Origin of the sequence: Streptomyces sp. NPDC012466 (genome assembly GCF_042955215.1) — a bacterium.
In the GTDB taxonomy this organism is placed as follows: Bacteria; Actinomycetota; Actinomycetes; order Streptomycetales; family Streptomycetaceae; genus Streptomyces.
This window is the reverse complement of sequence record NZ_JBIBEQ010000008.1, coordinates 514,540-537,276: the sequence shown is the minus strand read 5'-3', so window position 1 is coordinate 537,276 and position 22,737 is coordinate 514,540. Positions and strand designations below refer to the sequence as shown.

14 protein-coding genes and 4 pseudogenes are annotated in these 22,737 nt (G+C 68.6%); 12 read left to right on the top strand and 6 right to left on the bottom strand.

Annotation, left to right across the window (positions count from 1 at the left end; all coding sequences use genetic code 11):
• Window positions 1–17: 17 nt before the first annotated feature.
• Window positions 18–1,163, top strand: a complete 1,146-nt coding sequence (solA, locus tag ACFY9E_RS29960; protein ID WP_390989140.1) for an N-methyl-L-tryptophan oxidase — start codon at window positions 18–20, stop codon at window positions 1,161–1,163.
• A 244-nt stretch (window positions 1,164–1,407) separates the two neighbouring features.
• Window positions 1,408–1,683: pseudogene (locus tag ACFY9E_RS29955) on the top strand (transposase); the annotation flags it as partial.
• Window positions 1,684–1,730: 47 nt separating this feature from the next.
• Here ACFY9E_RS29955 and ACFY9E_RS29950 read toward each other — a convergent pair.
• Entirely contained in the window at window positions 1,731–1,949 is a 219-nt protein-coding gene (locus tag ACFY9E_RS29950) for a hypothetical protein (RefSeq protein ID WP_390989139.1), read from the bottom strand.
• A gap of 467 nt (window positions 1,950–2,416) precedes the next feature.
• On the opposite strand from ACFY9E_RS29950, the gene ACFY9E_RS29945 reads away from it, so the two are divergent.
• From ACFY9E_RS29945 to ACFY9E_RS29930, 4 genes are all read left to right on the top strand, one after another.
• Complete coding sequence (locus ACFY9E_RS29945) at window positions 2,417–3,775, top strand: AbfB domain-containing protein (protein WP_390989138.1); 1,359 nt, start codon at window positions 2,417–2,419, stop codon at window positions 3,773–3,775.
• A 566-nt stretch (window positions 3,776–4,341) separates the two neighbouring features.
• Window positions 4,342–6,648, top strand: coding sequence for a beta-L-arabinofuranosidase domain-containing protein (locus ACFY9E_RS29940; RefSeq protein ID WP_390989136.1), 2,307 nt, complete (start codon window positions 4,342–4,344; stop codon window positions 6,646–6,648).
• Window positions 6,649–6,756: 108 nt separating this feature from the next.
• On the top strand, window positions 6,757–8,166 hold the full coding sequence (locus tag ACFY9E_RS29935) for a non-reducing end alpha-L-arabinofuranosidase family hydrolase (RefSeq protein ID WP_390989134.1): 1,410 nt from the start codon (window positions 6,757–6,759) through the stop codon (window positions 8,164–8,166).
• An 87-nt stretch (window positions 8,167–8,253) separates the two neighbouring features.
• The gene (locus ACFY9E_RS29930; RefSeq protein ID WP_390989132.1) at window positions 8,254–9,900 is read left to right on the top strand and encodes a ricin-type beta-trefoil lectin domain protein; all 1,647 of its coding nucleotides are present in this window, start codon (window positions 8,254–8,256) and stop codon (window positions 9,898–9,900) included.
• A 220-nt stretch (window positions 9,901–10,120) separates the two neighbouring features.
• Here the strand turns inward: ACFY9E_RS29930 and ACFY9E_RS29925 are convergent.
• From ACFY9E_RS29925 to ACFY9E_RS29905, 5 genes and pseudogenes are all read right to left on the bottom strand, one after another.
• Window positions 10,121–10,709 (bottom strand): annotated as a pseudogene (locus tag ACFY9E_RS29925) (WD40/YVTN/BNR-like repeat-containing protein); the annotation flags it as partial.
• A 420-nt stretch (window positions 10,710–11,129) separates the two neighbouring features.
• Window positions 11,130–11,522 carry a hypothetical protein gene (locus ACFY9E_RS29920; protein WP_390989130.1) on the bottom strand — a complete coding sequence of 131 codons (393 nt, stop codon included), beginning with the start codon at window positions 11,520–11,522 and terminating at the stop codon, window positions 11,130–11,132.
• Window positions 11,523–11,538: 16 nt separating this feature from the next.
• A pseudogene (locus ACFY9E_RS29915) lies at window positions 11,539–12,190 on the bottom strand (transposase family protein).
• Between the two features lie 525 nt (window positions 12,191–12,715).
• Window positions 12,716–12,919, bottom strand: a complete 204-nt coding sequence (locus ACFY9E_RS29910; RefSeq protein ID WP_352185919.1) for a cold-shock protein — start codon at window positions 12,917–12,919, stop codon at window positions 12,716–12,718.
• A gap of 1,069 nt (window positions 12,920–13,988) precedes the next feature.
• Window positions 13,989–14,624: an LppX_LprAFG lipoprotein gene (locus ACFY9E_RS29905; RefSeq protein ID WP_390989128.1), complete on the bottom strand. Its 636-nt coding sequence runs from the start codon at window positions 14,622–14,624 to the stop codon at window positions 13,989–13,991.
• A 415-nt stretch (window positions 14,625–15,039) separates the two neighbouring features.
• Between ACFY9E_RS29905 and ACFY9E_RS29900 the strand changes: the two genes are divergently transcribed.
• The 6 genes and pseudogenes from ACFY9E_RS29900 (at window position 15,040) to ACFY9E_RS29875 (ending at window position 22,659) form a co-directional block, all read left to right on the top strand.
• On the top strand, window positions 15,040–15,873 hold the full coding sequence (locus tag ACFY9E_RS29900; RefSeq protein WP_390989127.1) for a hypothetical protein: 834 nt from the start codon (window positions 15,040–15,042) through the stop codon (window positions 15,871–15,873).
• 65 nt (window positions 15,874–15,938) lie between these two features.
• Window positions 15,939–16,775 (top strand): annotated as a pseudogene (locus tag ACFY9E_RS29895) (transposase); the annotation flags it as partial.
• A gap of 39 nt (window positions 16,776–16,814) precedes the next feature.
• Entirely contained in the window at window positions 16,815–17,291 is a 477-nt protein-coding gene (locus ACFY9E_RS29890; protein ID WP_390989125.1) for a GNAT family N-acetyltransferase, read from the top strand.
• Window positions 17,292–17,672: 381 nt separating this feature from the next.
• The gene (locus ACFY9E_RS29885) at window positions 17,673–18,665 is read left to right on the top strand and encodes an NUDIX domain-containing protein (protein WP_390989123.1); all 993 of its coding nucleotides are present in this window, start codon (window positions 17,673–17,675) and stop codon (window positions 18,663–18,665) included.
• 297 nt (window positions 18,666–18,962) lie between these two features.
• Window positions 18,963–20,177: a methyltransferase gene (locus ACFY9E_RS29880; RefSeq protein WP_390989122.1), complete on the top strand. Its 1,215-nt coding sequence runs from the start codon at window positions 18,963–18,965 to the stop codon at window positions 20,175–20,177.
• 1,189 nt (window positions 20,178–21,366) lie between these two features.
• Complete coding sequence (locus ACFY9E_RS29875) at window positions 21,367–22,659, top strand: MFS transporter (RefSeq protein WP_390989120.1); 1,293 nt, start codon at window positions 21,367–21,369, stop codon at window positions 22,657–22,659.
• The last annotated feature ends 78 nt before the right edge of the window (window positions 22,660–22,737 follow it).

Here is a 22,737-nt window from a genome sequence, read left to right as displayed (position 1 = left end):
AAAAGGCAACTGCTCTCATGGACGCAAAACTCGCAGTCATCGGCTTGGGCAGCATCGGAAGCATGGCCCTGTGGCAGGCCTCCCGGCTGTCCGACTCGGTCGTGGGCTTCGAGGCCGCCACCCCCGCCCACGGCCGCAGTGCCGTGGGCGGGGACACCCGCCTTTTCCGCATGATCTACTTCGGGAAGCCCGACTACTACCCCATCATGGAACGCTCCCGCGGCCTCTGGTCCGAGCTCGAAGCGGAAACCGGTCAGGAGATTTTCACGCCTACCGGGGGCCTGACCATTGGGACGGCGAACGGCAGTTTCATCAACAGCCTTCTCGAGACAGCGCGCATCACCGGAGCCGAGCACGACGTTCTCAGCCGGGAAGAGTTGGCGGAACGCTACCCCCAGCACAACCTCCGCCCCGACGACTGCGCCATCTATGACCCCCGCGCCGGCGTTCTGCGCACCGATCGCGCCGTCAGCGCCGCCGTCGCGGCGGCCCAGGCAGGCGGCGCCACTGTCCTTCAGAACACACCAGTGGACAGCATCACCGAAACCGAACACGGCGTGGTCGTCGTCTCGGGCGACAGAACCTGGACGTTCGAGAAGGTCATCGTCGCCTCGGGCGGTTGGTCCCGAAGGCTCATGCCCGACCACCTCAAGGCCGTTACGGAAACCCATCGGATCGTCCTGACCTGGTTCATCGCCCAGGACGGCACGCAGTTCTCGCCGGAGCAATTCCCCGTCTTCAGCCGGCTGTACGACGATCGTTCCCTGTACGGCGCACCCGCCGTCGACGGTGTGACGGTCAAGGCATCGGTGGACGGACCGCTGGACGGGCGCGGAAGGGTAACCCCCGACCCGGACTCCGTGCCCAGGGAGCTCACCCGGGAAGAAGTCGAGAAGGTCACCGCGACGGTCACCGAATTCTTTCCCGGTCTGATCCCCACCATCGTGCGCTCCGACGCTTTTCCCGAGCTTTTCACCGAGGACAGGCATCCCCTCCTCGGCTGGCTGGATGAGAACAGCAGGGTCTACTGTGCCGCCGGATTCTCCGGAAAGGGCTTCAAGATGGCGACCGGCTATGGCCACATCGCCGCACACGAGGCGCTCGGCAAGCAGACCATCGAAGGCCTGGACTTCGTGCGTCCGGACCGGTTCAAGATCAGGTAGCCCGCCCAGTTCCGCCGCCTCGGTGCAGTAGGGCGTATCGCCATTCGGCTGACAGTCGTTGCGGGACTCATCTGTTGCTGTCCCACAACGACCGTCTGTCATCTGCTGAACAGTCCACTCGAGAAGAGACTCATCTCAGACGCCGTCCCATGTAGTGAGGCGGACGAGTCGCTTGAGGCAGCACAGGGTTGCGGCGAGGCCGGGAACGGCCAGGTAGTTGATTGCCCTGAACCTGGCCGTGCACCGGCCGGGCCGGCTGTTCGGGGACCGCGGCTACGACTACGACAAGTACCGCCGCCTCCTGCGGGCCCGCGGCATCACACCGAAGATCGCCCGTAAGGGCACAACCCATGGCTCCGGTCTGGGCAGGACCCGCTGGGTCGTCGAGCGAACCTTCGCCTGGCTCCACCACTTCAAGCGCCTCCGGATCCGCTGCGAGATACGTGCCGACCTCCACCTCGGCCTGCTTCAACTCGCTTGCAGCATCATCTGCTTGAGACGACTCCGAACCTCATTCTGAAACGATCAGTGAGGCCGCCGCCTCGAGACCGGTGCCGTGGCCGAGGGTCACGGCACCGGTGGCGGCGGTGCGGCGGCGGTGGTGGCCACGGCGTCCGTCCCGTCGAGCCCGCCGGCCGTCAGCGACGGGTCTTCCAGCCGGAACCAGGACTCGTCGGGGGCGACCTGCCCGGGCAGTCCCGGCGGCACGACCACGGACCGCACTTCGGTGCGGGCCGGTGCACGCCCGACGACGACCGGGCCACCGGCCACTCGAACACGGGCCACCGTGGCGCGGTACTCGGCGGGACGTCCGGTGAACAGCCTTGTGCGAGGGGAGAACTGCTCCGCTCCCCGCATGTCCGCCCTCGGTGCACCTCTCGCGGGGTCCCTGATCCGAGCCGATGAGTCGCGACGGGTGGAGCGAGGAACAGCGCATCCTTCACACGCGCATGCGGCCCTGCGGGGGGCCAGCCGACGCGAGAAGTGTCCGGTGGTGTGAACGTGGGGTCGCGTCCAGCGGTGCGGAATGGTCACAGAATGGACAAGTCACCTCGTGCGGAGTTCAACGTGCGTGACAGCACTGCCACCCCGCCGTCCTGGTGACCCGCGCCGCACCGGAAACGGAACCCGTCGGAAGCATTGACGGAACCACCGCCCATACCTATCTTCTGCTCGAAGTACCGTACACAGTTCGGCTCTTCGAACAACATCCCTCAAGCCTTAGGGCAGTTCACGCAGAAACGGAACGAGCGTTGAACAGAACCCTCAGGGCGGTCCTCGCCCTCCTCACCTCGGTGGCCGCCCTGCTGAGCCTTACCACCGCCTTCACCGGTACGGCCGGAGCCGCCCACCCGCCGGCGGGACAGACGACGCGGTACACGATGACCGCGTTCACCAACAGCAGCGAGTCGAACATGTACGTGTACGACTCGCCGGACGCCACCGGATTCACCCTGCGGAAGGGCCCGGCCTACACCCCGCCGTCCGGTCTGATCCGAGACCCCAGCATCTTCAAGCACACCGACGGCTTCTACTACCTCACTTACACCACCAACTGGACCGGGAACACGATCGGTTTCGCCCGAAGCACCGACCGAGTGAACTGGACGTTCCTCTACAATCACACGATCCCTATCAGCGGGCTGACCCGCACCTGGGCGCCCGAGTGGTTCATCGACACCGATGGCAGCGTCAACGTCATCGTGTCCCTGACGTCGGCGAGCACCGCGACCCACTTCACCGCCTACAAGATCACGGCGACCAACTCCGCGCTGACCGCCTGGTCCACACCCACCCAGCTGGCGGGCATCGGCCCGAACTACATCGACACCTTCGTCGTCAAGGTCGGTTCCACCTACCACGCGTTCACCAAGAACGAGACGACGAAGTACATCGAGTACGCCACCGCCTCCAGCCTCACCGGCCCGTACGCCTTCAAGAAGACCGGCAACTGGGCGGGCTTCGGCGACTGGGTCGAGGGCCCGGCCCTGGTCCGGCTCGACAACGGAGGCTGGCGCATCTATTACGACGGCTACCGCGCCGGCAAGTACTGGTACAGCGACAGCTACGACAACTTCGCCACCTGGTCCACGCCCACCGAGGTGCCCGGGCTGTCCGGCCTCATACGCCACGCGACGGTGCTGAAGGAGACGGTCTCCGGTGGCGTCACCCTCCCGGCCAACACCACCCGGTCCCTCCAGTCAGTCAACTTCCCGGGCCGTTACGCCGTGGTGCGCTCCGACAACCTCGGCTACATCGACCCGGTGACATCCTCCAGCAGCACCGCCGTCAAGCAGAGCGCAACCTTCACCGTCGTGCCCGGACTCGCGGACGCCAACTGCTACTCCTTCCGCGACTCCGCCGGACGCTATCTGCGGCACTGGGACTACCGGATCCGCTTCGACAACAGCAGCGGCACGGTCGTCTTCGACAAGGACGCCACGTACTGCGCCCGTCCGGGCGCGACCGCGGGCTCGGTGAGCCTGGAGTCGTACAACTACCCGGGCCGCTACCTCCGCCACTACGACTACGCGCTGCGCATGGACCTCTACCAGAACACCGAAACCTTCCGCGCCGACAGCTCCTTCACGGTGGTCAGCCCTTGGGCCTGACCTGTCCAACCCCCTGCCGTGCCGCCGCGAACCCACGCGGGGGCACGGCCCCATGTCGCACCGTCAGACGCCACGGCTGTGTCCGGCGGGCCCCGGAGACGAGGAACCACATGCCGCAGCACGTTCCAGGCGCGCCCCGGTCCTCACCGCGTGGATACGCAGCCGCAAGTAGCGAAGTCTTTCGTGTCGCAGGACTGGACAGAGACAACGTCCGTACCCGCTAATTCATCCCATGTATCCGTGGAAAGGGCGAGTGGGATCGATCCCCTTTGAATTTCCGGCCTCGTTCCCCAGCAGGGTTGTCGCCTGGCCCACAGTCGCCGACCCCGGGCGGAGTTCCGGCGAGCGAACAGGACCAACGGCAGTGCCGGAGGAGTCCCCCCCGCATCGGCTCTCGCCGGCACGGCGGCCGCCAACAACGGCTCCGCCGTGCTGCCGTCGGCCTGCCGCGTATGACGCCACGTCGGCAGCAGGCAAGTCCGTGGCGTACTGCACCCGACCACCGGACATGTGAGCGAACGCACCTACGAGCCAGCAGTCACTCTGCTCTCACCGAAAGGTTCAAGATGTCTTCCTCCGTCAGCAGACGGCGCCTACTGCAAGCAGTGGGGGCCACCGCCGCCGCCTCTGCCACCGGATCCTTCGTCTGCGCGTCCCCCGCCCACGCGGCCGTGCCTCCCGCAAGGCTCGACATCGGGGTCTCCGCGCACCCCTTCGCACTCGACCAGGTCCGGCTCACCGCGAGCCGCTGGCAGGACAACCAGAACCGCACGCGGAACTACCTGCGGTTCGTCGATGTCGACCGGCTGCTGTACAACTTCCGCGCCAACCACCGTCTGTCCACCAACGGCGCGGCCTCGAACGGCGGTTGGGACGCGCCCGACTTCCCCTTCCGCACCCATGTCCAAGGACACTTCCTCACGGCATGGGCACAGCTGTACGCCGTGACCGGGGACACCGTCTGCCGGGACAAGGCGACGCACATGGTTGCGGAGTTGGCCAAATGCCAGGCCAACAACAACACCGCCGGCTTCAACGCCGGGTACCTCTCCGGCTACCCCGAGTCCGACTTCACCGCTCTCGAGCAACGGACCCTGAGCAACGGCAACGTGCCGTACTACACCATCCACAAGACCCTCGCCGGCCTGCTGGACGTATGGCGCCACATCGGCAGCACCCAAGCCCGTGACGTACTGCTCGCCCTGGCGGGATGGGTGGACTGGCGCACCGGCCGGCTGAGCGGCCAGCAGATGCAGGCCATGCTGGGAACCGAGTTCGGCGGCATGAACGCCGTCCTGACCGATCTCCACCAGCAGACGGGCGACGCGCGGTGGCTCACCGTCGCCCGGCGGTTCGACCACGCGGCGGTGTTCGACCCGCTGGCGGCCAACCAGGACCGGCTCAGCGGACTGCACGCCAACACCCAGGTACCCAAGTGGATCGGGGCCGCCCGGGAGTTCAAGGCGACCGGCACCACCCGCTACCGGGACATCGCCACCAACGCCTGGAACTTCTGCGTCGACTCGCACACCTATGCCATCGGCGGCAACAGCCAGGCGGAGCACTTCCGCGCCCCGAACGCCATCGCCGGCTACCTGAACAAGGACACCTGCGAAAGCTGCAACACCTTCAACATGCTCCTTCTCACGCGTGAGTTGTTCGCGCTGGACCCGAACCGGGCCGCGCTGTTCGACTACTACGAGCGGGCGTGGCTGAACCAGATGATCGGCCAGCAGAACCCGGCCGACCCCCACGGCCACGTCACCTACTTCACCCCGCTCAACCCGGGAGGCCGGCGCGGTGTGGGTCCCGCGTGGGGCGGCGGCACCTGGAGCACCGACTACGGCACGTTCTGGTGCTGCCAGGGCACGGGCCTGGAGATGCACACCAGGCTGATGGACTCCATCTACTACCGCAGTGACGACACGCTGATCGTGAACCTGTTCGTGCCCTCGGTGCTCAACTGGTCGGAGCGCGGAATCACGGTCACCCAGACCACGACATACCCCGTCAGCGACACCACGACCCTGCAAGTCACCGGCAACGTCAGCGGGAGCTGGGCGATGCGCTTGCGCATCCCGGGCTGGACCGCGGGGGCCACCGTCAGCGTCAACGGCACGCGGCAGGACATCGCCACCACGCCCGGCAGCTACGCCACCCTGACCCGCTCCTGGACCTCCGGCGACACAGTCACCGTCCGCCTGCCCATGCGGGTCATCATGCGAGCGGCCAACGACAACGCGAACGTCGCCGCGATCACCTACGGCCCGGTGGTCCTGTCCGGCAATTACGGCGACTCCACGCTCAGCTCACTCCCCTCGCTGAACACGTCCTCGATCAGACGGACCAGCAGCACGTCACTCGCCTTCACCGCCACCGCCAACGGCTCCACCGTCAACCTGGGCCCGTTCCACGACGCGCACGGCCACAACTACACCGTCTACTGGAACGCCGGCGGCACCGTCCGTCTCGCGAATGTGGGCAGCGGTCTCGTGCTGGGCATCCAGGACATGTCCACGGCCGACGGCGGCCGCGCTCTTCAGTGGCACGACTCGGGCACCGCCGACCACGACTGGCACATGATCGCCGATGGAAACGGGTTCCGCTTCCGCAACGCCCACAGCGGCAAGGTGCTCGGCGTCTTGAGCATGTCCACGGACGACGACGCGACCGTCCTGCAGTGGTCGGACAACGGCACCGCCGACCACCGATGGACACTGCTCGACCAGGGAGACGGGACCTACAAGATCCGCAACGAGCACAGCGGCAAGTTGCTCGCCATCGCGAACAATTCCACGGCTGTCGGCGCGTTCGCGGTCCAGGATTCGGACGACGGCACCGCCGACAACCGGTGGCGCATCGTGAGGAATTGAGTTCCGCCCCCGAAGCAGACGGCCGCTCTCCCCCTTTCCGTCCGCTCGGCAGCTCGACCCTTGTTCGACATAACGAACAGACCGCTCACTCAAGGAATGAGGGACCCCATGCGCAGACGTGGTTTCAGCCGCAGGTACTTGCCTGTGGTGCTCGCGACCCTGCTCGCTTCGGCGGCGACCCTCGTCGCCAACCCCGCCCAGGCGGCCACCACGAGCGCCGTGCGCGGCGTCGGTTCCGGCCGATGCCTCGACGTGTCGGGCGCCGGCCAGACCGACGGCACGAACGTGCAGATCTGGGACTGCCACGGCGGGGCCAACCAGCAGTGGACGCTCACGGACAACAACCAGCTCACGGTGTACGGCAACAAGTGCCTGGATGTTCCGGGCCATGCCACCACGGCCGGTACCCGGCCGGTGATCTGGTCCTGTAACGGCGGGACCAACCAGCAGTGGCGGGCGAACGCCGACGGCACGATCGTCGCCGTGGAGTCCGGGCTGTGCCTGGACGTCAGCGGCGGCGCCACGGCCAACGGCACGGCGGTGCAGCTCTGGAACTGCAACGGCGGCAACGGCCAGAAGTGGACCGGCCTGTCCGGGACGCCCAACTCATGTTCCCTTCCGTCGACATACCGGTGGAGATCGACCGGTCCACTGGCGCAGCCGGCGAACGGCTGGGCGGCGCTCAAGGACTTCACCACCGTGACGTACAACGGCCAGCACCTGGTCTACGCGACCACCTCTGACGGATCGTCGTGGGGCGCGATGACGTTCCGGCCCTTCACGAACTGGTCGGACATGGCCTCGGCGGGCCAGACCGGGATCAGCGGGTCCGCGGTGGCGCCCAAACTCTTCTACTTCGCGCCCAAGAAGATATGGGTGCTGGTCTCGAATGGGTGGGGCACCGCCTGGCCCTTCACCTACCGCACGTCCAGCGACCCCACCAACCCCAACGGCTGGTCCGCGCCGCAGGAGCTGTTCACCGGCAGCCTCCCCACCGGCGGCCCGATCGACCCGACCGTGATCGCCGACGACCAGAACATGTACCTGTTCTTCGCCAATGACAAGGGCAGCATCTTCAAGTCGACCATGCCGATCGGGAACTTCCCGAGCAGCTTCGGCTCGTCGTACACGACGGTCATGAGCGACACGGAGAAGAACCTGTTCGAGGCGCCGGAGGTCTACAAGGTTCAGGGCCAGAACCAGTACCTCATGATCGTTGAGGCTCGGGGTGCGACTGAGCAGCGCTTCTTCCGCTCGTTCACCGCCTCCAGCCTGAACGGTCCGTGGACTCCGCAGGCCGCCACTGAGGGCACCCCCTTCGCGGGCAAGGCCAACAGCGGTGCCACCTGGACCAACGACATCAGCCACGGTGACCTGGTCCGCAACAACCCCGACCAGACCATGACCATCGACCCCTGCAACCTTCAGTTCCTCTACCAGGGCAGGGACCCCAACTCGAACGGCACCGACTACCTGAAGCTGCCGTACCGGCCGGGCCTGCTCACCCTTCAGCGCTGACCTGCGCGCACATGATCACAAGCTCGTGACCTTACCCCTTGAGGGAGGCAAAGCAGCTTCCGCTTTGCCTCCCAGGAAGGACCTCCCATGGTTCCCCTACACAGACGACTGCTGCGTCTCCTCACGGCCACCGCGCTGACGCTCACCGCCTGCGTCACCGCCTCCGCCGGCACGGCCGCCGAGGCCGCGCCGGGCAGCCCGGCGCTCACCCCGCCACTGGGCTGGAACAGCTGGAACAGCTTCGGGTGCGGGATCACCGAAGCGCAGGTCCGCCAGGCCGCCGACGCGATGGTGTCCACCGGCATGAAGGCCGCGGGCTACCAGTACGTCGTCGTCGACGACTGCTGGTTCGACCCGCAGCGCGACGCGGCGGGCAACCTCCGGGCCAACCCGACCAAGTTCCCCAGCGGCATGAAGGCGCTCGGGGACTACATCCACGGCAAGGGCCTGAAGTTCGGCATCTACCAGGCGCCGAACGAGAAGACGTGCGCGCAGGGCGTGGGGACCTATCCCGGCTCCACCGGCAGCAAGGGCCATGAGGCCCAGGACGCCGCTACGTTCGCCTCCTGGGGCGTCGACTACCTCAAGTACGACTGGTGCTCCGGCAGCGGCACCCTCAGCGAGCAGGTCGCGCAGTTCTCCCTCATGCGTGACGCCCTGCGCGCCACCGGCCGCCCCATCGTCTACAGCATCAACCCCAACAGCTTCCACTCCCCCACCGGCGACAAGTACGACTGGGGTGAGGTCGCGGACCTCTGGCGGACGACCGAGGACCTGCTCGACATCTGGCAGAACAACAACACCAACAGCTACCCGATGGGCGTCGGCAACGTCCTGGACGTCACCGCGCCGCTGGCCGCGCAGTCGGGCCCGGGAAACTGGAACGACCCCGACATGCTGGTCGTCGGCCGCCCCGGCCTCTCGCTGACCGAGTCCCGCTCCCACTTCGCCCTGTGGTCGCTGCTCTCGGCCCCGCTCATGGCCGGCAACGACATCCGCACCATGTCCGCCGACGTGAGCGCGATCCTGCGCAACCCCCGTCTGCTGGCGGTCAACCAGGACCCGCTGGGCGCGGGCGGGCGCAGGGTGCGCGACGACGGCGACACCGAGGTGTTCGCCAAGCCCCTGTCCGACGGCTCAGTCGCCGTGGGCTTGTTCAACCGGGGAGGGAGCACCACGACCATCACCGCCTCGGCCGCGCAGGTCGGCCTCACCGGAGGGTCGTTCACCCTCACCGACCTGTGGACCGGTGCCACGTCGAGCACGTCCGGGCAGATCTCGGCGAGCGTCCCGGCGCACGGTGTCGCCGTGTTCAAGATGACCGGCGGCAGCCCGCTGGCCTCCACCACCGCACGCCTGCGCGGTACCGGGTCCGGCCGCTGCCTGGACGTGGACCGCGCCGCCACCGCGGCCGGGTCGGCGACGCTGATCTGGGACTGCCACACCGCCGCCAACCAGCTCTGGACCACCTGGGCCGGAGGCGAGATCCGCGTCTACGGCGACAAGTGCCTGGACGCCTCCAACCAGGGCACCACCAACGGCACACGGGTCGTCATCTGGCCCTGCAACGGCCAGAACAACCAGAAGTGGACCAGGCAGACCGACGGGTCGATCCGCAACGTCCACGCCGGGCTCTGCCTGGACGCCCAACAAGCAGGGACCGCCAACGGGACCCCGGTCGTCCTGTGGACCTGCAACGGCCAGAACAACCAGAAGTGGACCACACTCCCGTAACCACCGCAGGGAGACGCCCGATCGGTTGAGGGCAGTCCCACGACAGCAGACCAAGCGGCGGGGGACTGCCTTCCCGCCCCCGCAACCGGGACTTCGAGCCCATCGCTGCGGGCGGCGGCCAGGCGCTCCCGTGCCCGGTCACGTCCGGGCCCCCGGGCGAGGTCACCCAGCCATACGGGGCCGCAGGCCGTCACGGCTGCGGCCCCGCTCGGGCGTGGGGTCAGGACGGGTCGCCGTACTGGAGGCCGCGTCCGTTGGTGCCGACGTAGACGCGGCCGTAGGTGTCGGGGTCGCCGGTGATGACGCCGACGCCGCCGATGGCGCCCCATTGGTGGGCGTTGTCGTTGACGCGGAGTCAGGTGGCGCCCTTGTCGGTGGAGCGGAAGACTGACGTCGTTGACGGTGCCGATCAGGTACAGGGCCTGGTAGTTGGTGCCCGGCTTGGCCTTGCCGAAGCCGAGGGCGGAGGCGGACCGCACCGTTTTGAGCGTGGTGAAGGTGCGGCCGCCGTCGGTGGAGTGCAGCAACCCCTTGCCGCCGCCGGAGATCCACAGGTCCCCGGCGATGCCGGGGACGGCCGTGAGCCGGCCGGCGGGCAGGTTGCCGGCGCGGGCGGTGAAGGTCGCGCCGCCGTCGGTGCTGGCGTAGAGCGTGCCGTCGGCCAGTGAGTAGAAGGTCCTGGCCGAGGAGCGGTCGGCGACGACCACGGCGCCGTTGCCCAGGCCGCCGACCTTCGACCAGCTCGCCCCCTTGTCGGTCGAGCGGTACGGGGCCTGGCCGGCCTGGGTCCAGACGGTGGCGGAGCCGTCACGCGACGACATCCACGAAGGCATCCTCGGTCTCGCCGTCTCCCTGATCACCCAACGGCGCGTGGCGCTCGCGTGAGCAGCAGCAGAGCGTCCAGGCTCCACTACCTCGTCCACGTCCTTCAGACCCCGATCACGACCGGTAGCGCGTCGGGGCGGCCGTAGGCGAGGACGCGCGTCAGCACCTGACGCATGCGGGGTATGTCCGCGGCCGGCGCACGGAGGACTGCCTCGACTACCGGGTCATTCAAGAACAGGGCCTTTTTGCGGAGTCGGGGTTCAACGTCACCCGCAGGATGTCCCCCTTGGAGCTCCACGGTGCGCACACATCCGTAAGCGGTGCCCTGGTCAGCCGGGGTTGCCGAGTCGCAGCCGCAGCCGTTCCCGGTGAGACGCACCGGGACAGGCCACTCGCCCGTTCGTTCAGGAACCCCGGATCGCACGGTCGATCTCCGCGCCGGTACGGGCCACGACGACGGGCCACTCGTCCCTGAGGGAGGCGGGCAGAAGCTCGCGGTCCGCATCCTGCTGAATCATGGTCGGCCCGCCCGGGACGACGAGCACGGCATCCAGCCGTCGCAGAAGGGCAGCCAGGAGGTCCATGATCCCATCCCCTCCGAAGCGGTTGAAGGTGATGCCGGTCGGGCTGTTGAAGTACACACCCGCCTCCTCTCCCTCCGCCGTACTCACCAGCAGGAAGTCCGTCTCGAGGTCCTGCGCCACTGCATAGGGGTCGAGGACCTCGTGCGCGGCGCTCATGTCCAACGGTGCCGGCTCACCGTTCATGAACCGGCACACGAAGATGTCGAAGCTCATGGAGTCGTTTCTCACCTCAGGTCGAGACGTGGTGAAGGACTACGACGGCCTTCACGATGGCGGTGATCCCGGTTGGTGCTGCAGCGTAGCTTCCGCGGAAGGCACCAGCTTTTCAGGGCGGCCATGGCCTGTTCGCCGAGACAGCGGATCTGGGTGTGGGTGCTGTTGTGTCGCCTCATCCAGCGTTTGAGTCGACGGCCCCTGAACGGCACCCGGACGAGGCGCCCGGCACCTTGGTAAGCCTTGGCCGCCCAGCACTTCACGTCGGCCTCGGCGAGCGCGTCAATGAGATGCCGTGCGTGTTTTCCGGAGTAGTACGGGGTGTCGGCGGCGATCCGGTCGATCGGCAGCAAGGTGCCGTGCAGGATCACGAAGGCTTTCGCCCGTACTGTCTTCATCGCCTCGGTCAGGGGCGGCGCGGTGGCGGCCAGGACGTCGATCACCTCACGTATGTATCGGTACACGGTCGCGACGCCGATGCCGACCCCGGTGGCGAGCCGCGCGTAGGTGTCCCCGCACCGCAGGTGGTCGAGGGCGAGCAAGGCCTGACGGCCGACACGCAGCCTTCGCCACCGGGTCCCGATCTCTCGCTGCCGGGCACGGAGCCTCATGGTCAGGTAGCGCAGGGTGTGGCTGGACAGATCGATCGACGAGGGATAAGCAAGCACGCGAAGCTCCTGGCGAAGCACGGGTGATCTTGATTGAGAACCCGTCTACCAGGGGCTTCGTCGTTCTGTTCAGCTGGCAACCTTCAACATCTCACCGCTGGACCGTTCAGATCCCGTCACGGTGCACCGTAGAGGGCTCTGTCCCACAGCGTCGCGTGCCCGGGCGCGGCCGGGTCGGCACAGGCGGCGTCGGTCGAGAAGGAAGCGCATGAGGACTTCCCCCTGGCCGGGGTCTTGGGGCTGCTCTGGGCGGATGTGTGTCCTGGCGTGAGCGAGGGCTGCCTCCTGGAAGGCGGAGGTGGACTCGGCGTCGGGTGCCGCGGACTGGACCAAGACGTGGTCCGGCGGTGGTATTCGGGGCGGCGGGTGGCCATGCCGTCGGCTTCGACCCGGCAGTTCCCGTTCCCTGAACGCCGGAGTGGCGGCAGGTTCATTCACGGGTGGGTGAGCTGCGTTCTGATCGGGCCTATCGTACGGATCAGGGCCCGGAAGCACCGGCTCCGGGCCCTGATGACGTTTGTGGGGTCAGGCAGGCGTGATGTTCTCCGCCTGCGGGCCCTTCTGCCCCTGGGTGATGTCGAAGGTGACCTGCTGGCCTTCCTGCAGCTCGCGGAAGCCTGAGGCGTTGATGTTGGAGTAGTGCGCGAAGACGTCCGGCCCGCCGCCGTCCTGCTGGATGAAGCCGAAGCCCTTTTCGGCGTTGAACCACTTGACGGTTCCGCTGGCCATGCTGGTGCCTCTCAGTCGCTGTCAGGAGCCGCACCGCGCGGCCCTGGAGGTGATTGCCCTGGTCCGGCACTGCACAGCAAAGCGCCCGCGCCAGGAGCGCGGGCAGGTACTGCGAACCACGACAACTGGCAGCGACGCTACACGGCGGAACCATCCCTCACCAGAGAGCAATAGCCGCGACTCGGCGAACCACCGGCACTGGCCGTGCACACCAGTTCAGAAACCGGTCAGTCTCCACGGTTTGGAGCCTCCACGCTGGCTCGGGGAAGCTCGGGCGGAGGCCCACACCGCCATCCTCAGCCCTCCCCCGGCGTCTGGCCGGGGTGGTAAGTGCCGCGGCGAGAAATCCGGACGCCCGAAGCCGTAGGAGACAACCTCCCTCGGAGCCACTGGCGGATCCATGAGCTGCACCGTCTCGGGGTGTGCGAGCGCATCGTTCATGCGGCCTCTCTTCGCGCTGAAAATCCGGCCGTAGCAAAGGAGTCCGATCCCAGCGCGCTGCTCTTCACGAGGTCGGCGCGGAAGGCTAGTGGAGGCGCCTCGGTTGCGTGCTCGAAGCCGCTCCAGATACCCGTGCGCAACTGCACCCGGTACTCGTCGCCGACGTCCAGCGCCTCATCGCCAATCGTGCCGAACCGCGCGGCGTAGGGAACAGTCCGCTGTCGAGGGCGCGTGTGCCCTCTCACGGAACACCCCCCGCGTCGGCGGAGAGGACAACTGGTCGACGTTGACGAGGTCGCTGAAGTGCGGGACACCCCCGCGGACGCGGGGTGTCCCGCACCCACGGACCGTCCTACCCTGTCCTGTGAAAACGCCTGCGTTGTATGAGTTCGTGTACAAGGTGAAATTTTCGTGTCCCGAACCGACGTGGCCAGGGCCCACGGACGCACGGTGGTGGACCGGCAGTTGCACATCCCGCGCTCCTGGACGAGGGCCCAGGCCCCTGCCGAGCCTCAGGGCTCCAGGAGGCTGGGGACCTTCGTCCGCATCCACGCCCTGCTCCGTACCTGCGGGGCCGGCGGGGCTGGTCTGACGTCTCCCAGGAGCCCGTGCCCGGTTCGCCCGCCGCTCAGGCCAGCAGGACATCCTCACCCGCCGTCACAGGGACGATCTGCTCGGCCGACGGCGCCTTGGCCTTCACCGGCGTCCCGAAGTTCGACAGCGTCATCGTCGTCATGGCCTTCACACCGCCGAAACACGACAGCCGGACCTGGACGGCGCGCCCCTTCCTGTCGACCCACACGTCCGCGTAGACGGGCATGTCATCGCCCAGCTTCTCGCGCAGGTCGTTCAGCCCTCGCTTCGTCTCCGCCGTCATCCGGAGCGTCGCGGTGGCGTGGTCGATCGTGCCCCGGTAGTGCACCGCAGGGGCGCCGTTCACCTGGTCCTTGCCCTCCATCGACACCTGCCGCATCGCCTTCACCTGGCGCAGCAGGTGCTCCGGGTCATTCAGCGGCGCCCGCAGGAAATAGCGGGTGAGTGCCTCGCTGCGGACTGCCGAGGCCCACCTGCCCTCGCCCACCACCCGCGAGCCCCGCACATAGACAGTGTTGCCGACAAAGACCTCCTCGACAGGGTCCATGCCACTGTCCTCAAACTCCACCGTGAGCCGGCCCCTGTCATCCTCCAGGTCGAACGCGCCGGCGATCGCGAACACGTACGTCCTGGGACTGTCGGCGGACTTCAGCTCGATCTTCTCGTCCACGCGGACGCTGTCCGCGCTCGTCCTCTCGATCGCGGCTCGCACGGCCACCCCGTGATCCACAGTCTTCTCCGCCCTCTCCTCCGAGTCATTGTCCGCACCGCCGGAACAGGCGGTGCACAGCAGGAGGACAGCAGCCGAGAGGAGGTGGGCGCGGCGCATGAACTCTCCGAGGAATCGTTATTGCGGCAGGGTGGAGCCCGAGAGGGCCTGAAGATCTTCGCACAACACCGATTACAGGGCCCGAGAATTTCGGCCTTGACGCCCTTCCCTAAGTACTCCAGCAGTGGTTCGGGTCCTGAGATGCGTTTGCGGTAGTGGCAGCGACGGGCGACGGCCGGGGCGGCATGCCCGGACTGTGGGAGCGATCGGAGTAATCCCTTGCCGGGAAGGGGCCCTTCGTGCTGACACTGATCCCATGGACAGGGCAACGAGGGAACATCTGCCAGGAGGCGGTGTCGTCCTGGCCGTACCGGACGGTCTGTCAGGCCCGCCCCAACTGCGTTTTGAGCGGGTCACGGACCGCAAGTGGATCCTCCGGCAGGGCGAACGGCCGCTGATCCGGGCCCGATCGGAGGGCGACAGTTGCTGCCGCGACCTCCACCTGCGCCGCCTGCCCGGCCACCGCTCCCCACTGCCGCATCTGACCGCTGCGGTGATGCGGACCGGGACCGACTGGCCGCACCGATACGCGCTGTGGCTGGAGGAGACGGGGCTCGGCCCACTGCACCACGGGCGCTGGCTGCTGGCTCCGCGCTCCACTTTCGCGCCAGGAATCTGGGATTGTGACCTCGTTCAGGACTGGCCGGACGCCACCCTCGAACTGCTCTGCGGGGGTGGCTGGCACGGCGTCTTGCCCCTGCGTCCGCTGCCGGCACCGGACGCCTCGCGTGTGAAGGCGTACCGCAAGCACGCCCGAGAGGGCACCCTCGCCCCGGTCCTGCTGTGGTGGGTGTCCTTTCTGGACGGTTGGCTGCTCCTCGACGGTCATGACCGGGCTGCGGCCGCGCTGGCTGAGGGCATGCAACCGGCCTGCGTGGAACTGGTCCGCGTGCCGGACGACGCCGACTGGCGGGCGACCGCCGAGAAGATCACCGAGGCGCACGAGGAACGAGTGGCGCGACTGGCCGAGCGCCCCGCGGAGCACACTGCACGTGAACGGCAGGTGATGGACCGGGGCTACGCCGACGTGATCTCCACCCTGGCGTACGACGCGAATGCCACTGCCGTGTTTGAACGCCCCCGCGACTGACCACGTCGTGCCGTGTCTCTTCGCTTGTCGTTTTTCTGACGAGGTCGAAACGTGCCTCGAACTGGGTCGCTCACCTGCCGGCCGGCCTGCCCGTGGAGATCCTCGGCCGGCTGCGCTCGGACCGGGTGATGCGCCGGCCGACACCGCCGCGCGTCTACAACCGCCAAGGGCGGCCGCCCGGCACGGTGTCGCGTTCGCCTTCGGGCAGCCCGGCACCTGGGGCGCCGAGCAGGCTGTGACGGTCACCGACACGCGGCTTTACGGGAAGGCAACCGCCCAGGCGTGACCGGCTGCACCCGCGACTGACCCGCCGGGCGGCCTGGGCCGACTACGAGGGTGGGCTGCCTGTCATCGAGGGCACCGTCATCCGTTGGTCGTGGAGAAACTGCCCTCTGGTGGGGTCAACAAGCCGGTTTGGCTGTGGTGGTCGGGCGCCGACGCCACCGCGGCGGACGTCGACCGCTGCCGGCAGTCCTTCCTGCGCAGATTCGACGTCGAGCACACATTCCGCCTGTTCAAGCAGACCCTGGGATGGACGAAGCCGAGGCTCCGCAGCCCCGGGGCCGCCGACCGCTGGACGTGGCTGGTGATCGCCGCTCACACCCAGCTCCGGCTCGCCCGTCCGCTCGCCGTTGACCTGCGGCGGCCGTGGGAGAAGAAGGCCGAGCCGAACAAGCTCACCCCGGCCAGAGTCCGCCGGGGGTTCCGGAACCTCCACGCGAAGAGGCCCCTCCCCCGCGCGTGCACCGAAACCCACCACTCCCGGTCCCGGCCGCCCGCCCGGCTCCAAGAACCGCCGACTGGCGCCACGCCACGACGTGGGACGCGTCCTGGCCACAGGCGAGGCACACACCCGCCCCGCCCACCACAAGAAGGGCACCAAGCCCCGCCGAACGCAATAGACGAGCAGCCCAACGCAAGGTGCTGCCACGATGCACCCCATGGATCTTGAGAACCCCGACAGACTGGTGATACGCCACGCGGATGCCTCGGACGGGCCCGGATTGGCCAGCATCGACTCCATCGCGGCATCGGGCGACGATGCGCGGCGCGCAAGTATCCGACGCTGGTGCGAACAAGGCTCGGTCCTCCTGGCTGAGGACGCATCCGGCCCCTTGGGCTACAGCGTGCTGGAATACACCTTCTTCGAGCAGGGCTTCATCACCATGCTGATGGTCGCGCCCACCGCCCGCCGACAAGGCGTGGGCGCACGTCTCCTCAAGGCCACCGAGGCCGCGTGCACCAGCCCGAAGCTTTTCACCTCGACCAACGTCTCCAACCACCCCATGCAACTGCTACTGCAGCGCGTCGGCTGGAGCCCGGTCGGCCTGCTCCATGGCCTGGATGAAGGCGACCCCGAACTCTTCTACCTCTGCCCAGGTGCCCAACTACGCGGCCTGGTCGAGGCCGAAGGTTAAACGACAAGCTGAGCCTTCTCGGTCGTTACGCAACCAGCTGCTTATGACCGGACCTGGCAGCCCGCGGTGAGGCGTCCCACGGGGAGAAGGGCACGGGGCGATGACCTCCCTCACCGAGAGCATGTTCCTCCCGGGTGCACCGCCCTGCTGCCATCGCCGTACAGCTGCGGTTCGCGCACAGACACGGTGCCTGAGCGCCGGCGTTTCGGCCATTCCGCCCCGGGCGCGTCCTCTTGCGCGGCACGGGTCGGTGTACTGCGCACCTTCGGAGAACCGCTCAACCCCAGGGTGCGCAACCCGTCCGAAAGAGCAGGTGTTCGAAATCAGGGTGGCGTCGTTGAACACGGCAACGCCACCCATACGACCACGAGGGGGAACGCATTGACGTCAACCGAACGAGACACCAGCAGGGTCGAGAGCCTGTCGGAGGCAGCAGCCGCGGACGGCGCCGACAGCACCCAGCCGCCCGAGCCGGTGAACGCGTCCGCGATCATCCACGACGGCCAAGGCCGCTACTTGCTCCACCTACGTGACGCCAATAAGCCATGGATCTGGGAGCCCGGCTGCTGGTCGCTGCTCGGCGGCGGCCAGGAACCGCAGGACCGCACCCTCCTCGACACGGTCCGTCGGGAACTGCGCGAAGAGGCCGGCCTGACCCTCGCGGACCTGGAGCCGTACGCGGTCGAACACGTCACCGGCAGCGGCGGAACCGGCGTGCCGATCCAGCTGTTCTCCGGCCGCTGGAACGGCGACCCGACCCGGCTCTCCCTCACAGAGGGCGTGATGCTCGCCTGGGTGCGGCCCGAGAAGTTCCCGTACATGACGATGCTGCCGTCGACCAGGACTTTGCTGGAGCGTCACGCCGCCGAGCACGCCGCGCCCGTCGACGAACTCGCGGTGGTCGCGGAACCCGCGTCGGCGGAGGCGCCCGCCGGGACCGTACTGAACGTGGTCGGCGTCCACCTCTACCTGGAACGCGACGGTCAGGTCCTGCTGGGCCTGCGGCACCCCGACTCGGCGTACGCGGGCGGTTCCTGGCACGTACTGGCGGGACATTGCGAGGCAGAAGCCGCGACCGCATGTCTCGTGCGCGAAGCGTATGAGGAAGCGGGACTCGTGATCGACCCGGCCGACGTCGACCTGGTCCACACCGTGCATATGAGGGATCAGCCCACGGCCCCGCCCCGGATCCAGCTCTACTTCCGCGCCCGCCGCTGGGAGGGCACACCGGCGTTGCGGGAGCCGGACAAGTGCGTGGCCTGGCAGTGGTGGAGCGCCAAGGACCTGCCTGAGCCGATCGTCCGCTACACCCGTGCCGCGATCGAAGGCATTCAGGCCGGCCGCGTCTACACGGAACTGGGGTGGGAGCGCTGACCGGCGCGGTGCGGACGGCTGCCGCGGTGGCGGCAGGCACGACTCAGCGGTCGATCCGCCGACATCTGTGCCCGCCCGAGCTGCAGGCCCGCGCGCAGCAGACCTGGTCTGGCTGGTCACCGGCCTGCGTCCGGCCGGCCGCCCTGGTCGCCGGCGCCATCGCCGCCGCCTTCTCGATGCCCGCGGCGTTGCTCGTCGGAACCGCGCTCTACCTCGTCCCGGCCGGCCCGCTGTGGTCTTCCCCCGTCCCCTGCCTTACCGCCATGCCCGCACCCCCTCTCGCGAAGGACGGCCCTCATGTCCCTTGACCTCCAGGCCACCGACACGAGCAGCCTGCGTGCCGCCATGGTCGACCGCCTCACCTCCGCAGGCGTGCTCACCAACCCCCAACTGCGCGGTGCCTTGCTCCGCGTGCGCCGCGAAGTGCTGCTGCCCCACGCCTACGTACGGGTCAGCGGCCCAGGCGCCGATCCGATCGACTGGCGCCTCCTCGACGGCACCAACCCCGAGGACCATCAGGAGTGGCTCGACCTGATCCACAGCGACGAGTCGATCCTGCTCCAGCGCGACGGCGAACCCCTCGACACGCTCACCCGCGGTCCGGTGACCGGCGGCCACATGACCTCCATGTCCACGTACACGCCCGCCACCATCGAAGCCCTCCAGAGCCTCGGGCTCGCGCCGGGTCTGCGCTACCTGGAGCTCGGGCCCGGTCCCGGCGTCTCCCTAGCCCTCGCCGCCACCATCACCGGCCCCGGGCTCGCCACCGGCGTGGAGCGGGACGCACACATGGCTGCCTTCGCGCAGCTAAACCTCCACCGGCTCGGCATCGGCGCGGCGATGGTCGAGGGTGACGCGCTCGACGGGCACGAGCCCCGGGCACCGTACGACCGGATCCACTCCGGCATCGGCGTGCCGTGCGTCCCGCCCGCGTGGGTGGAGCAGTTGGCGCCCGGCGGACGGTTGCTGACCACGCTCGCGACCCGGACGCCGAGCTGGCCCGGACAGCTCCTCGTCACCCGCTCGAACCGGGGCCGGGACGAAGCCGTCCTCCGCGGCAGGCCGCGGGGATACCGGCCGATGCGGGGATACCGGTGGCTGTCCGCCCTGGACCACCGCGCGCGGGTCGAGGCCGACCCGGGCACGGCGCGGCCCACCCGGCTCGTACCGCCGCCGGACGACGCCTATGGCTTCTGGCTCGCCGCCGCTTACCTCGCACCGGGTCTGGTGCGGGACTTCCAGGCCGGGACGCTGACGATCGTCGCCCCCGAGGACGACTCCTGGGCCGTGGCCGGACCCGGCGACGAGACTGTTCGCGTCCACGGGCCGCGCGACGTGTGGGCCGAACTCGAGGACCTCCACGTCCGCTGGGAGGAAGCCGGCCGGCCGGACACGTACCAGGTCGACCTCACCGACGGCGCCGGGGCCCAGACCGTCACGTCCGGCGCGGCGCCGATGGCGCTGACCTGGACGCTGCCTCCCCTCGCCACCGTTCCCCGGCCGACGCCGTGACTTCGCCCACGTGGCTCGTCGTTGCCGCGCACACCAGCCGTTCAGCGAACAGGAGTATGGATGCCCCAGCATCAGAGCCCTCTTCCTCACCGAGTCGACGGCTCCGCCGTGCCGGCCGGCTGGCGCTGAGGACTCATCTATGACTGGAGGAACGAATGAGCGAGAGCATTGTGTTGATGTCCGACGGGCGAGTGGCGGCAATCCCCGTACAGGACTGCGGGGAAGACGTCGTTGACGTCCGTGCACACGGTGTGCACGTCGATGACCGTAAACGCGGCTCTGACGGAGCGTGGGCCCGCGTCCTTTAGGCCGCCGGCCCTGCAGAAGCAGTACTCGAGACGTACTCCGAGGAACTTGCTCGCGCCCACCCAAGGTGGCTGGCCGCCGAACTCCGGGAGGCCGCCGGCCGGTTCGTCTCCCCTCCGGGGATCGCTCCGCACTCCGCCGGCGCGGCCGTCGACGTGGCCCTCGTCGACTACCGGGCCCGCGAGCTGGACATGGGCACGCGCGTCAATGCCTCCCCCGAGGAATCCGACGGCGCCTGCTACACCGCCCCCCATCTCAGCGACCGGGCCCGCACCAACCGCACCACCGTTCCAAACGAGTTGACGTAACCCTCACTGAAACGTGTGGACCAACAAACCCTTGCGGGGTCGCAAGCGTGACCACCCATCCTCTGTCCCGGTCGGCGGCAACGCCCGGCCGAGCGGCACCCGCGTCTTCTCAGGCACCGAACGCTTCGACTCCTGGGCCCAACGCGGCGTCATCTTCAAGAACGCCCCGCGCCAGGACGTCGCCCGCCGACCGGACCCAGGCCGTCGGCGTCGTACAAAACACCGACCCGAACGTCTCCGCGAGTGTCATTCCGAACCGCAGTGCCGTCGAGCGTTTCCGTCCCCAGGTGGAGTTCCACCTGGGAGCGGGTCCGCCACGGTGGTGACGGCGCACCCATCCGAGGGCCTGCCCTGTCTCCGAAGGCAGACCAAGGCCATCCACGGCGTGGATGGGCAGGATAGGAGATTCGGATCGCGCGGAGCATGGCAGCACGGCCCCGGACAGCCCATAGTCGTCCCTACCCGCACGCCGCTGTCCGGACCAGCCGCCGACGTGCGGCCGTCCTCAGCATGCCGAGCGCCGTCGGCGCCCGTGAAAGGCATGCCCGCTCCTGTACACGTCCCCTGGAGTCGCCATGACCGCTTCCGTCCCGCCACCTCCCACCGCGGTCGATGACGCTGCTCCGGCGCCCCTTACCGCCTCGGGCCCGGCCCACCAGCTGCGCGTGACCCTGCTGATGGCAGGTAGCTGTCTGCCGATCCTGGGGGCGGTGCTGATCGCGCCGGTGCTGCCGAAGATGCAGGACTACTTCGCGTCGACCCCGGGGGCCAAGGCGCTGGTGCCCCTCGCGCTGACCGTTCCGGCGCTGTCGCTGGCGCTGCTGGCCCCGTTCGCCGGGGTGATCGTGGACCGGGTGGGCCGCAAGCGCCTGCTGATCGTGGCGACCGTCCTGTACGCCGTGTTCGGAACGGCCCCGCTCTGGCTGGACTCGCTGGGCATGATCATCGCCAGCCGCGCTCTGGTCGGAGTCGCCGAAGCCGCGATCATGACGTGTTGTACCACTCTGATCGGCGACTACTACTCCGGTCATCAGCGGGTCAAATACCTCGCACTGCAGACGATGTGCGCCTCGGCGTCGGCCACAGTCTTCTTCGTGGTCGGCGGCGCCGTCGGCGCGGCGGGCTGGCAGGTGCCCTTCTGGATCTACGCCGTGAGCCTGGTGCTCGCTCCGCTGATGGCCACCGCCCTGCCCAGCCCGGCGACCCGCCCGTCCGCCGACGCCGCCCCGGCCGAGGCTCCGGCCGGGACTCCGGCTGGAGCGGAGACCCGCCGTCCGTTCCCCTGGCGGCAGTTGGCGGGCATCTGCGTCCTCACCTTCTTCGGGGCGATGGTCTTCTACACCGTCCCCGTGGAGATGGCGTACCTGCTCGACGACCTCGGCGTGGAAAACACCGGTGTGATCGGCCTGGCCACCGCGATCGCGAGTGCCGCCACGGTGGCCGGAGCCGTCACCTTCGCCCGGTTGAAGCGCTCCCCCGACCCGATGCTGCCCGCCGTTCTCGCCGTCTGTGCGGTCGGCTTCGGGGTGATGTTCCTCGCGGGCAGTGCCCCGCTGCTCGTCGTCGGAGCGGTGGTCAACTGCGTGGGGACGGGCATGCTGCTGCCCGCCCTTCTGACGAGCGCCATGTCCCGTCTGGCGTTCGAGGACCGGGGCCGCGGCACGGGTCTGTGGACGGCGGCCTTCTTCGGCGGCGAGTTCGTCTGCCCGCTCGTCCTGCTCGCCCTGGAGTCGCTGGTCGGCAGTCTCGCCGGCGCCGTCGGCGTGCTGGGGCTGGCCGCCGCCCTCGTCGCGGCGGGGCTGCTGCTGGCGGCCCGCCGCCGCGCGGGCGCCGTGGACCCGCGGCCGCTGCCGGAGCAGTTGGCCTGAGGGCGCGGAAGCCGGCCGACGGGCCGGAAAGCGCCGAACACGGTGCCCCGGCCCCCGACCCCGTCACACGTGCCGGTA

What these genes read in the sequence shown, in the direction of transcription:
- solA (WP_390989140.1), top strand. Translation starts at nt 18, where the DNA reads ATGGACGCAAAACTCGCAGTCATCGGCTTGGGCAGCATCGGAAGCATG.
- ACFY9E_RS29940 (WP_390989136.1), top strand. Translation starts at nt 4,342, where the DNA reads ATGTCTTCCTCCGTCAGCAGACGGCGCCTACTGCAAGCAGTGGGGGCC.
- ACFY9E_RS29935 (WP_390989134.1), top strand. Translation starts at nt 6,757, where the DNA reads ATGCGCAGACGTGGTTTCAGCCGCAGGTACTTGCCTGTGGTGCTCGCG.
- ACFY9E_RS29930 (WP_390989132.1), top strand. Translation starts at nt 8,254, where the DNA reads ATGGTTCCCCTACACAGACGACTGCTGCGTCTCCTCACGGCCACCGCG.
- ACFY9E_RS29920 (WP_390989130.1), bottom strand. Translation starts at nt 11,522, where the DNA reads ATGAGCTTCGACATCTTCGTGTGCCGGTTCATGAACGGTGAGCCGGCA.
- ACFY9E_RS29910 (WP_352185919.1), bottom strand. Translation starts at nt 12,919, where the DNA reads ATGGCCAGCGGAACCGTCAAGTGGTTCAACGCCGAAAAGGGCTTCGGC.
- ACFY9E_RS29900 (WP_390989127.1), top strand. Translation starts at nt 15,040, where the DNA reads ATGGACAGGGCAACGAGGGAACATCTGCCAGGAGGCGGTGTCGTCCTG.
- ACFY9E_RS29890 (WP_390989125.1), top strand. Translation starts at nt 16,815, where the DNA reads ATGGATCTTGAGAACCCCGACAGACTGGTGATACGCCACGCGGATGCC.
- ACFY9E_RS29880 (WP_390989122.1), top strand. Translation starts at nt 18,963, where the DNA reads ATGTCCCTTGACCTCCAGGCCACCGACACGAGCAGCCTGCGTGCCGCC.
- ACFY9E_RS29875 (WP_390989120.1), top strand. Translation starts at nt 21,367, where the DNA reads ATGACCGCTTCCGTCCCGCCACCTCCCACCGCGGTCGATGACGCTGCT.